Origin of the sequence: Paenibacillus borealis (assembly GCF_000758665.1) — a bacterium.
Lineage (GTDB): Bacteria > Bacillota > Bacilli > Paenibacillales > Paenibacillaceae > Paenibacillus_AQ > Paenibacillus_AQ borealis.
The window spans coordinates 2,695,120-2,707,826 of record NZ_CP009285.1; the positions used below are offsets into that span (position 1 = coordinate 2,695,120).

The 12,707-nt window shown below is 53.8% G+C and carries 11 protein-coding genes and 1 riboswitch; of the genes, 8 read left to right on the plus strand and 3 right to left on the minus strand.

Features of this window, described 5'->3' with window-relative positions; translation table 11 throughout:
* The first annotated feature begins 49 nt into the window (after window positions 1–49).
* Window positions 50–475, plus strand: a complete 426-nt coding sequence (locus tag PBOR_RS11185) for a hypothetical protein (protein ID WP_042211741.1) — start codon at window positions 50–52, stop codon at window positions 473–475.
* Window positions 476–1,512: 1,037 nt separating this feature from the next.
* A complete protein-coding gene (locus PBOR_RS11195) occupies window positions 1,513–3,816 on the plus strand; it encodes an S-layer homology domain-containing protein (RefSeq protein ID WP_042211743.1) in 2,304 nt (767 codons plus the stop codon).
* 137 nt (window positions 3,817–3,953) lie between these two features.
* On the opposite strand, the gene PBOR_RS11200 is transcribed toward PBOR_RS11195, so the two are convergent.
* A complete protein-coding gene (locus PBOR_RS11200; protein ID WP_042211744.1) occupies window positions 3,954–5,111 on the minus strand; it encodes an amidohydrolase family protein in 1,158 nt (385 codons plus the stop codon).
* Between the two features lie 103 nt (window positions 5,112–5,214).
* Complete coding sequence (locus PBOR_RS11205; RefSeq protein WP_042211745.1) at window positions 5,215–5,643, minus strand: NUDIX hydrolase; 429 nt, start codon at window positions 5,641–5,643, stop codon at window positions 5,215–5,217.
* Between the two features lie 209 nt (window positions 5,644–5,852).
* On the opposite strand from PBOR_RS11205, the gene PBOR_RS11210 reads away from it, so the two are divergent.
* From PBOR_RS11210 to thiH, 5 genes are all read left to right on the plus strand, one after another.
* Entirely contained in the window at window positions 5,853–6,725 is an 873-nt protein-coding gene (locus PBOR_RS11210) for an SDR family oxidoreductase (RefSeq protein WP_042211746.1), read from the plus strand.
* Between the two features lie 190 nt (window positions 6,726–6,915).
* A riboswitch (TPP riboswitch) is annotated at window positions 6,916–7,018 on the plus strand.
* A 109-nt stretch (window positions 7,019–7,127) separates the two neighbouring features.
* Complete coding sequence (locus PBOR_RS11215) at window positions 7,128–7,748, plus strand: thiamine phosphate synthase (RefSeq protein ID WP_042211747.1); 621 nt, start codon at window positions 7,128–7,130, stop codon at window positions 7,746–7,748.
* A 37-nt stretch (window positions 7,749–7,785) separates the two neighbouring features.
* Window positions 7,786–7,989: a sulfur carrier protein ThiS gene (gene thiS, locus PBOR_RS11220; protein WP_042211748.1), complete on the plus strand. Its 204-nt coding sequence runs from the start codon at window positions 7,786–7,788 to the stop codon at window positions 7,987–7,989.
* An 82-nt stretch (window positions 7,990–8,071) separates the two neighbouring features.
* The gene (locus PBOR_RS11225) at window positions 8,072–8,836 is read left to right on the plus strand and encodes a thiazole synthase (protein ID WP_042211749.1); all 765 of its coding nucleotides are present in this window, start codon (window positions 8,072–8,074) and stop codon (window positions 8,834–8,836) included.
* A 31-nt stretch (window positions 8,837–8,867) separates the two neighbouring features.
* A complete protein-coding gene (gene thiH / locus PBOR_RS11230) occupies window positions 8,868–9,989 on the plus strand; it encodes a 2-iminoacetate synthase ThiH (protein ID WP_042211750.1) in 1,122 nt (373 codons plus the stop codon).
* Between the two features lie 98 nt (window positions 9,990–10,087).
* On the opposite strand, the gene yfbR is transcribed toward thiH, so the two are convergent.
* The gene (gene yfbR / locus PBOR_RS11235; protein ID WP_081971997.1) at window positions 10,088–10,714 is read right to left on the minus strand and encodes a 5'-deoxynucleotidase; all 627 of its coding nucleotides are present in this window, start codon (window positions 10,712–10,714) and stop codon (window positions 10,088–10,090) included.
* A gap of 104 nt (window positions 10,715–10,818) precedes the next feature.
* Here yfbR and PBOR_RS11240 point away from each other — a divergent pair, with 104 nt between their 5' ends.
* Window positions 10,819–12,519 carry a fumarate hydratase gene (locus tag PBOR_RS11240; RefSeq protein ID WP_042219245.1) on the plus strand — a complete coding sequence of 567 codons (1,701 nt, stop codon included), beginning with the start codon at window positions 10,819–10,821 and terminating at the stop codon, window positions 12,517–12,519.
* Window positions 12,520–12,707: the final 188 nt, after the last annotated feature.

Below are 12,707 nucleotides of genomic sequence, written 5' to 3' on the forward strand. Positions count from 1 at the left end.
TTGGGCTTTGCTGCTATTTAATCCTACAATGTAATCGGAGGAGATTGATATGGACCGTATTTTCTTTTTCCTGCATATGATCGGCACGCTGGCGCTTGGCTTCTATCTGGTATTGCCGTTTATTCTGAGCGGGACGGCTAAGCTGTCCGCCCCCGCGAAGGAAGGCACCTTGAGCGCCATCGGCGGCTTCAACCGCTTTGCCCAGTATGGGCTTGTTATCCAGTTGTTGACCGGAGGCTATATGATGACCAAGGGTGACTATTCTGTCGCCTGGATGATCGTTGTGGTTGTGCTGCTGCTGGCGATGTTTGCGCTTGGCGGCATCATGAGCAGACCCCTGCGCCTGGCTGCAGCCGGAATGCGGGAGAACCGCGATGTCTCGGCTGAAACCGCCAAGATCCGGACCATGAGCCTGCTGCTGATGGTTGTGCTGGTTATCATGATCTTTTTCATGGTGTACCGGCGTATTATTTAAGCTCGGCTCCTGATTTATAGGGAGGAACGCGAGTATCAAAGGCTCTGGCAGCTTAGGCTGTCAGGGCTTTTTGTTGATTAGGGAATATGATATTCGTCTGTTATGGATAAGTCTTCTTGTAACATGGAGCAGATCCGTCTGAGGACGAAATTGTTCTTGTATCAGGAATCCCTCTGAATCCGCCAAGAGTGGGCGGCAGGCGATGATGAGCAAAAGTGCCCCTGAATTTGCCGAAAGTGGGTGGTAAACAGTAATGAAGAGCAGAAGTGCCCCTGAATCCGCCAAAAGTGGGCGGGAAGAGGAAATGAGGAGCAGAAGTGCCCCTGAATTCACCGAAAGTGGGCGGGAAGAGGAAATGAGGAGCAGAAGTGCCCCTGAATTCGCCTAAAGTGGGCGACAGGCAGGAATGAGGAGCAGAAGTGCCTCTGAATCCGCCAAGAGTGGGCGGCAGGCGATGATGAGCAAAAGTGCCCCTGAATTTGCCGAAAGTGGGTGGTAAACAGTAATGAAGAGCAGAAGTGCCCCTGAATCCGCCAAAAGTGGGCGGGAAGAGGGAATGAGGAGCAGAAGTGCCCCTGAATTCACCGAAAGTGGGCGGGAAGAGGAAATGAAGAGCAGAAGTGCCCCTGAATCCGCCAAAAGTGGGCGGGAAGAGGAAATGAAGAGCAGAAGTGCCCCTGAATCCGCCAAAAGTGGGCGGGAAGAGGAAATGAGGAGCAGAAGTGCCCCTGAATTCACCGAAAGTGGGTGGGAAGAGGAAATGAGGAGCAGAAGTGCCCCTGAATTCCCCGGGACTGCCCCGGGAGTAGTCTGAGTGGAGCATTATTGATCTGCATAAGCTGCGCAGGCCGCACAGGCCGCATAAGCTCCAGCTTGATTCAGCCGTTAGGGCGAAGATAAAGCCCCAATTTGTGGGGTTGTTTTACGTGAGAAGTATATTTTTGGATTCTATTCTCACGGGTCACTCGTTCAGCTACACTGATAATGGTTAACTAGGAAAATTTAGAAATACATAGATCCCGGGGAGCGTGTATGGAATGAATTTCAGAAGTATTGTGACCGTCGGCTTGAGTCTTTGTCTGGTGCTTGGATCGTCCGGCAATATTTATGCAGCCACGGCAGATTATGAAGGGCACTGGGCTCAGAAGCAGATCAGCCACTGGATCGAAAAGGGCTGGCTGAAGGGATTACCGGACGGGTCAGTAAAGCCGGATCAGGAGATCAGCAGAGCGGAGTTTGTGACGCTGATCAACCGGAGCTTCGACATCACCGATGCGAGCAAAGCTGCTGTCTTCAGTGACTTGCCGAAGACAAGCTGGGCATACAGTGAGTTCTCCAAAGCTATAGGGGCCGGCTATATTGAGGGCTTTGACGGTACTATCCGTCCCAATGCGCCTATTACGCGCCAGGAAGCGGCAATGATTATATTCAGGCTGCTTATGTTAGAGGCCGGTCCTCCGGAGGTCTTGTCCCAGTTCAGCGATAGTGACCAGATTGCCGGCTGGAGTAAATCCGAAGTTGCGGCAGTGGTAGCTGCCGGAGCAATGAAAGGCTATCCCGACGGAAGGTTTGCTCCGGCCCGGGCGATGACCAGGGCTGAGGCTATCGCGCTGCTGGATATTTTCACCATCGTATCCGGCGGATTGGAGAGTCTAGCGGTGAGTACGTCTGAAGGATTCGATGGTTCTGCTCCGGCAGATTTCCACAGATACAACAACGTCACAGTATCTACCCATGGTGTTACTCTACAGAACATGGTGATCTACGGCGACCTGCTGCTGGATGAAGCAATTGGTGAAGGGGAGGTTACTCTGACCAATGTGGATGTCAAAGGTAAGGTCATTGTCCACGGGGCTGACTCGGTGCAGCTCAAAGACTCGACCCTGAAACAGATGATTGTACAGAAAAAGAGTGGAACCGCCCGGCTTGTAGCCGAGGGTTCAACTCTTGTGACATCGGTCTCTGCCCAGTCCGGTGTAGAGCTGGAGGAGGGCGGCGTAGCCGGAGCGGGCTTTACCGAGATCAACCTGCCGGCAAGTCTTCCTGCGGGGATTGTGGTGACGCTTAGCGGCATTTTTGGAGCGGTGAATATTGAAGCCAAAGGGTCAGTCCTGCACCTGAAAAAAGGCTCGGTAAGCACACTTAACGTAGTTGCCAATGCGGCCGGACTCAAGGTGGAGCTGGATCAAGGCACTACGGTTACGAGAGCTATTCTGAATGCGGCAACGAACGTTACAGGGGCGGGACGGGTTCTGGCTGCTACTGTGAACGAGGGTGCGAAGGGCTCTTCCTTTGCCAATAAACCGGCAAGTCTGGACGGTAGCCAGAAGGATTCCATCACCATCTCTGCAGCGTTACCGGCGGTGGCTTCAAGTGGCGGCAGTAATGGTGATAGTGGCAGCGCTGGCGGCAATACAACAATTCCGGCAGCACTTCCGCTCATAAGCGGGATTACGGTAACCCAGGGACCCGAAAATATGTACACCAATTCAGCCGCTGTGCTGTTGAATCTTGAAGGGCTGTCTCCTGAAGTACAGGCGGCTGCTGATCATCCTGGTTATTATTTTACAGCAGCCGCAGAATCTGCACCCGTTCTGAACAATGTGCATACAACACATCTTCCCGATATGTCGCCAAGGTTTTTGTTCCCGGCCGCTCCGGAGCAGCTTAAAGAATATATGACGGTTATTCTTTATGATAAGAACGGTCAGGCTATCGGGTACAATGTGGTTAAGCTGAACCTGAGCGCGAAGTATGCTTTGCTTAACGAGCAGGCGGTCCGCTTCACCAGCGGAGTGGGGATTACGAGAGACGTGAGGGATGGACTTATACGTGACCGGATCGCCGTGGAAGGTGAGTGGATTGCGCAGCATCCTGAAGCGAAATTTTATTCATATGTTGCTAATACTCAGCTTCCGTACATTACTAATGCCGCAAGGGATTTCAATATCAAGCATGTTTCTTCTCAGATTCTGTATCTGGAACAAGTTACAAATGATGTGTATGGCATATCCTTTGAGAGCTTTGCTGACTATGCAGCGCCACTCTATAGCGTTCCTGATTTCCAGGAACAGTATATGGTCGTGTTCTATGATAATGAGATGAATGTGGCTGGATATTACCAGGGGGCAAGTGTGCTGAGCGATCAGCAGGCTGCGGATACGGTAGCTTACAAGATCAATCAGCTGCCCGCTGCTGCTGGCTTGACCTTGGCGGACAAGAAGGCTGTGAACTGGGCTTACGGCAGATACATGGGGCTGACGGATGCGCAAAAGGCGCTGCTGGAGGGAACGGCGGTGAACAAGATTATTGCATTGAAGGCAGCGGCGGATCAGCTGTAGATAAAACTGCCGGGAACCATACAGGGCACTATACATTGAACAATGCCGCTTTCCTTAAGGAGAGCGGCATTTTAAGTATAAATCTGTTTGTCATTACTCCAGGCCATTTAGCGGTGCTTTGGATAATTTTCCGGTATTCACTGTCCCGATACGATCCTGCCGTCCTTCATCACAAATTTCACGTTCCGGAGATTGGCCATATCCGTAAGCGGATCGCCCTTAATGACGAACAGATCCGCTTTCTTGCCTGTTTCAACCGTTCCGGTTTCATGAGCCAGATTGCATATCTTTGCGCCGGTTGAAGTGGCGGCTGTGATAATCTGCATCGGGGTGAGACCGGCTTCGCCTAACAAACGGATTTCCTCCCAGGGCATACCAAGCCTGTACCAAGGGCTTATTTCTTCGATGAAATCATCCCCGAGGCCAATCTCACCGCCTGCCTGAACGAATCTCCGCACATTATCCAGCCCTTGTTCTAACAGTGGCGCACCGAATTTGTCCTGGAACATCTTCAATACAGTGAGAGTGGGGACTATGCGGACGTTTGAGTCCACCATTTGCCGGATCAGGTCATCGTCCAGCCGGTCGTAGATCATATGCGCAGCGTCATTAATCCCCGCATTGACCAGAATCTGAAGGTTGTGCGCACTCGTTACATGAGCTGACACATAAGCACCCATGCTCCGGGCTTCCCGGCAGATACTCTCCAGAAGCACCTGGTTTAGCTGTGGCAGTCCGATTGTACCGGGATCGTAACCGTCTTCCAGCGCTATTTTGATACAATGAATCCCTTGCTCTAATACCTCTCGGACCTTTAATCTGGCTTCATCCACACTTCCGACTCCGATAGGGTCCTGCCCGCCATACCCTCCGGGAGCCGTGAAAAATTTGCCGGTCGTGATCATTCTGGGAAAGGCTCCGCTATCCAGCCCTTTCGTATGTATTATCACGTCATCAATCGTGGCTGAAGTTGTCATCCCCTCGTCGCGGACCGTGGTGATTCCTTCCGCGAGGCATGCGGTTAAATATTCCGTATGGTACCCGTGAAGCGGCTCGTTCTGCATAAATTTGAAGCTGGTATGCGCATGCGTATGGATAAATCCCGGCAGGACCACAAGACCCTTAAGGTCTATCTCCGTAATGGAGACATGATCTGTCCGCGTAATTCCATGTCCGGCTATAGTGCCGAACCGGCCATTAACAATTTCAATGCTTGCGTGGTACAGCGGCTGACGCCCGGTTCCATCGATTAACGTCGCGTTAGTCAATCGTATAATTGCATTTTCATTTCCCATGGCAGAAGTGACCCTCCAGTGAAGATAATTGTCTTCCAAGAGAAAGTATAAGATATAAAAATATCCGGATATATATAATACTCTTTTAATAATCGTTCATTACTTACTGTAATAACCCTTCGAGTTCAAAAATGCCGTGTTCTGTAAAATCAGCGATAATCTGCGGCGGCAGCAGTGCGTTCATGTCGCTCACGGTGCACCAGCGGTAATCGGTATGCTCTTCCGAGAGCTGGACTTCATCCCGGAGCGCCCCGCATAGATAAGTGATAATCACTACCTGTCTCGCAGGGTCCGTGAGCAGGGTTACCGCGTAAAGAATACGTTTTGTCGTTACTGCAAGTCCGGTTTCCTCGAGAATTTCCCTTTCCAGTGCGGCCTCCAGGCTTTCACCGAATTCGATTTTGCCTCCGGCACACTCCCAGCTTCCGGCACCTGCCGAATCAGCGGCTGCCCGCTTGATAAGCAAGATTCTGCCCTGATACAGGATTACACCTTTGACGGCAACAATGATGGTTTTTGATTTTTTGGACATGAGGGAAACGCTCCTTCTACAGACTCAAGAATACACCGGATAACGTGCGGACTGAACATTTTCTGTTTGGCCGGCTCCCTGGTGTGGTAAGTAACATAACGTAAAGCCATTTTGAAGGACAAGCATGATGATGCATAAACACCAGACCTTAAGCCATCCTAACATGATCAGTTTAACAGTATAGCGGTACAGCGAAAGGAGAATGGATTATGCCAGACACCAGCAAACAACCCGTCAAAACCCTGCCTCCGCAGGTACAGGACCAGCAGCCCGGAATTGAGAGCGAGATGAACCCGCTTCCGGAGTTTGAAACCTCGGCTTACAAAGCAGCAGGTAAGCTGCTGGGCAAAGCCGCGCTTATTACCGGGGGCGACAGCGGAATCGGGCGTGCGGTTGCCGTTCATTTTGCCAAAGAAGGCGCAGATGTAGTCATCTCCTATCTGAATGAGCACGAAGATGCGGAAGAGACCAAACGCCAGGTGGAGCAGGAGGGGCGGAAGTGTATTCTGATCTCCGGTGATATCGGGGTCGAGGCCTTCTGTCAGGATCTGATTAATAAAACCGTTGAGGGACTCGGCAAGCTGGACATCCTGATCAACAATGCGGCAGAGCAGCATCCGCAGGATAAGATTGAGGACATTACCGCCGAGCAGCTAGAGCGGACGTTCCGGACGAATATTTTCTCCATGTTCTATCTGACCAAGGCAGCGATGCCCCATCTGAAAAAAGGCTCCACAATCATCAACACCACGTCCATCACGGCGTACCGTGGCAGCCCGCAGCTGCTGGATTATTCGTCCACCAAAGGGGCAATTCTCAGCTTCACCCGCTCCCTGTCGATGAATCTGGCGGACAAAGGCATCCGCGTGAATGCGGTAGCACCTGGCCCGATTTGGACGCCGCTGATTCCGTCTACTTTTGACGCGAAGAAGGTCAGTGAATTCGGCGGCACCCAGCCGATGAAGCGTCCGGGACAGCCCGAAGAGCTGGCACCGGCTTATGTGTATCTGGCTTCAGACGATTCCTCCTATGTGAGCGGTCAGGTCATGCATGTCAATGGCGGCGAGATCGTTAACGGCTGACATAAGAAAATGTATGTAAGCTGGAATATTACAGGCAACAGCATTCAAACGTCCAACAGGGGAAAAGCCGGCCGGGAGGCTGGCTTTTTTGCCGCTTAAATGCGGTTGGAGCAAATGAGTGAATCTATTAAAGAATAGCTCTTAAAGGAATAATATGCTAATATACAAACTGCAAGAACAATAGAATACGAACGATCACTAGGGGTGCCGCAAGGCTGAGACGGACATAACAGTTCGGACCCTTTGAACCTGATCTGGTTTATACCAGCGTAGGGAAGTGGAGAATGAATAATGCAGCGGGGGTAACGGTTTACCCGGTATTCCTGCTTATATTCCAGACTGCTTCCTGAACAGGGGGCGGTCTTTTTGTATTTTCCGGTTGCCGTATAGAGGGAGGTGAAGGTGCTGAAAGAAATCCATTTAATCTCGGATGGGAGGCTAAATCCGGAGCAGCTTGCCGGACTGGCTGCTGCTGTACATGACATGGTGGATTATATCCATCTCCGGGAAAAAGCCATGTCCGCACGGGAACTTCTGGCTGCCGCTGAGCAGTTGCTTCAAGCAGGGATTCCGCCCTCTAAGCTGGTCATTAATGACCGGATAGATGTGGCTTTGGCGGCCGGGGCGGCCGGCGTCCAATTGGCTTGGCACAGCCTGCCGCCTGCCGGAGCACGCGGTATTGCACCGGGTCTGCGGCTGGGCAGATCGGTGCACTCCCCGGAGGAAGCGGCACAGGCCGGGCGGCAGGGAGCGGATTTCTGTCTGTATGGACATGTATTCCCTACTGCCTGCAAGCCCGGACAGCGGGAACGGGGCCTGGAGCAGCTGGCAGCCGCCGTCCGCTCCAGCAGCATCCCGCTGATTGCTATTGGAGGCATCACACCGGGGAATGCCGGAGCCGTTCTGTCGAAGGGCGCTGCCGGAATTGCTGTAATGTCCGGGATATGCGGTGCGCCCGACCCTGCTGCTGCCGCTGAGGCCTACAGAGCATCCGTTCAGGCTGCAGCGTCTGCGATGTCCTGAAAGAAAACCCAATAACGGGCAAAGGAGGTGAACAGGCATGAATTTGACCGTTAACGGACGGACAGGAATGTATGATGAGAGCTGCCGGACGCTGGCTGATCTTCTGGCCCGGCCTGAGTGGACAGGAAAGCTGGTTATTGTGGAGCTGAATGGTGAGATTACCGGCAGAGACGTTTATGGAGATACATTGCTGAATGAAGGCGACCGCGTGGAGCTGGTTCATTTTGTTGGCGGAGGCTAGGTAACTGTGCGTGCGGCAGATGCAAGAGTGCTGATACACGCAATTTAGATAAAGGCAACGACTTATCACAGGAGGCGATATGATGCAAGATCCTTTGGTTATCGGAGGAGTTACTTTAACGAGCAGACTGTTCATCGGGACCGGCAAATACAGCCGCAATACCCTTATTCCCGAGGTGATTGCGCGCTCGGGTTCACAGGTCATTACGGTTGCCCTGCGCCGGGTAGATCCGGAGAGCAAGGACAATATTGTCACTCATATTCCTTCCCATATGACTCTGCTGCCCAATACCTCCGGTGCACGCACCGCAGAAGAAGCGGTACGTATTGCCAGGCTGGCGAAGTCGGCGGGACTGGGCAATTGGGTGAAGATCGAGGTTATCAATGATCAGAAATATTTGCTGCCTGATAATACCGAGACGATCAGAGCTACTGAAATCTTAGCCGCAGAGGGTTTCGTTGTTCTGCCTTATATGAGTCCTGACCTGTCGGCCGCACTCCGGCTGAAGGCGGCCGGGGCTGCAGCGGTTATGCCGCTGGGAGCGCCGATCGGCTCTAACCGCGGATTGCAGACCAAGGAGCTGATCCGGATTCTGATAGCAGAAACGGGTCTGCCCATAATCGTGGATGCCGGTATCGGCAGACCCTCCGAGGCTGCTGAGGCGATGGAAATGGGCGCATCCGCTGTGCTGCTGAACACGGCAATTGCCACCGCCCGGGACCCGCTTCTGATGGCGGAGGCGTTCCGGGAAGCGGTGTCGGCGGGGCGGAACGCCTTTCTGGCCGGGCTGGGGCCTGTGGAAGAGACGGCTGCAGCTTCTTCGCCGCTGACCGGATTTCTCGCCTGACTGATGTTGTGTAAGGAAAAGGAGGAGGGACATGAGCTTTTATGATACGCTGACCCGGCTGGAACAGCTGCCTTACGGGAGGGTATGGAAACAGTATACTGCGCTCGATGTGAAGCGGGCGCTTCGCCTGGAGCAACTGGACGAGGACGGGCTGATGGCCCTGCTGTCTCCGGCAGCAGAGCCATACCTGGAGGAGATGGCGCAGAAGGCGCATAGATTGACGCGTACGCAATTCGGTCATGTGATGCAGCTGTTTACACCGATGTATCTGGCTGATTTCTGCGTCAATCATTGTACTTACTGCAGCTTTAGCTCCATTTATGATTTTCCGCGCAAAAAACTGACGCTGGATGAGGTCCGGCGGGAAGCGGAAGCTATCGCAGCCACAGGGCTGCGCCACATTCTGATTCTGACCGGAGAATCCCGGAATGAAAGTCCGGCCAGTTATGTGAAAGACTGCGTGAAGGTGCTCCGCAGCTATTTCTCTTCAGTCAGCATTGAAGTGAATCCGCTCACTACGGAAGAATACGCTGACCTTAGACAGGCGGGAGTAGACGGCCTGACGCTGTATCAGGAGGTCTATCATCAGGAGACCTACCGCCAGCTGCATGTGAAAGGCCCAAAGCGGGTGTACCGCAACCGTCTGGATGCGCCCGAGCGCGGCTGCCTTGCCGGATTCCGCTCCGTAAATATCGGAGCCCTGCTGGGCATGTACGAATGGCGTCAGGAAGCGCTTGCGACTGCACTGCACGCCAGGTATTTGCAGGACAAGTATCCGGAGTGTGAAATCGGTTTGTCCATTCCCCGTTTTCGGCCGTACCTCGGTGATTTTAATCCTGCAAGTGATGTAACCGACCGTGCGCTGGTGCAGATCATTCTGGCGTACCGTCTGTTTCTGCCGCGTTCCGGGATTTCACTGTCCACGCGGGAGCCGGCAGCGCTGCGCGATCATCTGGTTCATCTCGGGATCACGAAGATGTCTGCCGGGGTATCCACCGAGGTAGGCGGACATACGCTGGAGGGTGGAACCCCGCAGTTTGAAATATCAGACAGCCGAAACGTGGATGAGATCATTGAGATGCTGGAGGCAAAGGGGCTGCAGCCGGTGTTCAAGGACTGGGACATCCTGGATGATTCGCTAGCCATGCCTTAACTTGATGCAAATAACCCGCCGTGAGGCGGGTTATTTGCATTGCAGGGCTTAACGGCCGGTGCGGTGCTGTATTCTTCAAGCGGCCGCACGATCTCCCGCTAGTCGGCGGGGGTCTCCGGACTCATGCTTGAAGACAGCTCGTCCAGCGACAGCTCGAAGCCCGGAGCCATATGGGTAAGGAAATACTCCATCTCCGGCATCGCAAGCCCATGCAGCTTCGCGGCCGTCTGCTCCCGGGCTGCTGCGAATTCGCGGTTGCCTGCGGCGGTTTCCCAGACGCATTTCAGGTATGCGTCGAGCACATCCGCCGCCTTGACGTAGCGGAGCAGTCCGGCATCCTCGGAGCCGGGCGGGCTGTCCTGGGGCTGCAGGAGCGGCGCATAGACTGCGCTCAGCTCCGGCGGGATCATCGCCGACAGGCGCTCGGCGGCGGCCCGCTCCATGTCGCGGAAGCTGGACAGCAGCCGCGGGTTGTTATGCTTCACCGGCGTAGCGATGTCGCCGGTGAAGACCTCGGTGGCGTCGTGAAACAACGCCATCGCGGATGCACGGTCGGCGTTCAGCGACCGGCCGAAGTGGACATTGCCGATGGTGCACAGCATGTGCGCCAGCAGGGCGACCTGGAACGAATGCTGCGCCACGTTCTCCGGGGTGGTGCTGCGCATGAGGCTCCAGCGCTGGATATATTGCAGCCGGTAGAGATAGGCAGAGAAATGGTAGTTCAATTTTTAAGTAACCCCTTTCATGAGCAGCTTAATATGATATTATAATAACTAATTGTAACAGAGTTAGGACAGCCTGAAACAGATGGAGAGGAGACTGAATGAAGATGCAGCATTTTGAAGACAGCATTTATAATCTGATCGTAGAGACCTCCACGAATTTGCCGGGTGATGTGCGCCGGGCGGTCGCAAAAGGGCGTGCGCTGGAAGACCGGGCGACCCGCTCCGGACTGGCACTGACTACCATTGCCCAGAATATCGGCATGGCGGAGCTTCAGGTATCGCCGATCTGTCAGGATACGGGGATGCCGACTTTTATTATCCATACGCCGGTAGGCGTGAATCAGATAGAGATGAAGAAGGATATTCATAACGCAATTATCCGGGCGACGAAGAACGGCAAGCTGCGGCCTAACTCCGTAGATTCCCTTACAGGTGAGAACAGCGGGGACAACCTGGGTGCAGGCACGCCGGTGATTCACTTTGAGCAATGGGAAGAGGAAGGTATTGATGTAAGGCTCATTCTGAAGGGCGGCGGCTGCGAAAATAAGAATATTCAGTACAGCCTCCCGGCAGAGCTGGAAGGTCTGGGCAAAGCCGGACGTGATCTAGACGGCATCCGCAAATGTATTCTTCATTCGGTATTCCAGGCGCAGGGCCAGGGCTGCAGTGCAGGCTTCATTGGCGTAGGGATCGGCGGCGACCGTACAACGGGCTATGAGCTGGCCAAGAAGCAGCTGTTCCGCAAGGTCGAGGATGTGAATCCCACCCAAGATCTGGGTAAGCTGGAAGATTACATTATGGAGAATGCCAACAAGCTTGGCATCGGCACGATGGGCTTCGGCGGTGAAGTTACGCTGCTCGGCTGCAAAATCGGGGTTATGAATCGGCTGCCGGCCAGCTTCTTTGTCTCCGTTGCCTATAATTGCTGGGCTTTCCGCCGTCAGGGAATTCTGGTGCATCCGGCAACCGGGGACATCAAGGAATGGTTGTATGAGAGCGGCACGGGAATATCGGTAGAAGGTGACGAGGCAGCACAGCCTGTACCTGAACCGGTGGGAGTATCCGCTGATGGTGCAGCGTGCGGCATCATTCCGGAGGATGCAACGATTCCTGCAGCCCCGGCCCTCTTGTCAGATACTGGTGAAGCTGCTTCTGATGCTGTTGTGCCGGTTAACGGCAAGGTAACTGAACCAGCAGCCGCAGGCTCCGGCACACCGGGTGGTTCGCGCGAAATCCGCCTGACTACGCCGATCAGCGAGGAGGATATCCGCAGCCTGCGCGTCGGTGATGTGGTTATTCTCTCCGGGGAGATGCATACCGGCCGTGATGCCCTGCACAAATATCTGATGGACCACGACGCTCCCGTGGATCTGAACGGTGCCGTCATTTATCACTGCGGTCCGGTCATGCTGAAGGATGACGAGGGCTGGCATGTGAAGGCGGCAGGCCCGACGACGAGTATCCGTGAGGAGCCGTACCAGGGCGATATTATTAAGAAATTCGGCATCCGTGCCGTAATCGGCAAAGGCGGAATGGGCCCGAAAACACTAAAGGCATTAGGTGAGCACGGCGGCGTATATCTCAACGCAATTGGCGGTGCAGCCCAGTATTATGCAGAATGCATCAAGAAGGTTAACGCCGTTGATTTCATGGAATTCGGAATTCCGGAGGCCATGTGGCATCTGCAGGTAGACGGATTCGCAGCTATCGTTACGATGGACGCCCACGGCAACAGCCTGCATGCCGATGTGGAGAAGGATTCCGCCGCCAAGCTGGCCCAGTTCCGGGAGCCGGTATTTAAATAGACAGCTCAGGTTTTCTGTCTGGCGGCAAATTTTTGCCGGGTGAGATTAATGAAAATGTATATTTATTCGATAGTATTAAGACCTCTTTCTGTTTGATGAAAGAGGTCTTTTTGCGGTGCTGTCCAGGAAAGAGACCGAAACCGGTTGCTGCTCCGTCAGGATCAAGCGGCTGGCTGATGCTAAACGAT

Bases quoted from the DNA above. Each gene is read 5' to 3' on its own strand.
- PBOR_RS11185 (WP_042211741.1), top strand. From the start codon at position 50: ATGGACCGTATTTTCTTTTTCCTGCATATGATCGGCACGCTGGCGCTT.
- PBOR_RS11195 (WP_042211743.1), top strand. From the start codon at position 1,513: ATGAATTTCAGAAGTATTGTGACCGTCGGCTTGAGTCTTTGTCTGGTG.
- PBOR_RS11200 (WP_042211744.1), bottom strand. From the start codon at position 5,111: ATGGGAAATGAAAATGCAATTATACGATTGACTAACGCGACGTTAATC.
- PBOR_RS11205 (WP_042211745.1), bottom strand. From the start codon at position 5,643: ATGTCCAAAAAATCAAAAACCATCATTGTTGCCGTCAAAGGTGTAATC.
- PBOR_RS11210 (WP_042211746.1), top strand. From the start codon at position 5,853: ATGCCAGACACCAGCAAACAACCCGTCAAAACCCTGCCTCCGCAGGTA.
- thiS (WP_042211748.1), top strand. From the start codon at position 7,786: ATGAATTTGACCGTTAACGGACGGACAGGAATGTATGATGAGAGCTGC.
- PBOR_RS11225 (WP_042211749.1), top strand. From the start codon at position 8,072: ATGCAAGATCCTTTGGTTATCGGAGGAGTTACTTTAACGAGCAGACTG.
- thiH (WP_042211750.1), top strand. From the start codon at position 8,868: ATGAGCTTTTATGATACGCTGACCCGGCTGGAACAGCTGCCTTACGGG.
- PBOR_RS11240 (WP_042219245.1), top strand. From the start codon at position 10,819: ATGCAGCATTTTGAAGACAGCATTTATAATCTGATCGTAGAGACCTCC.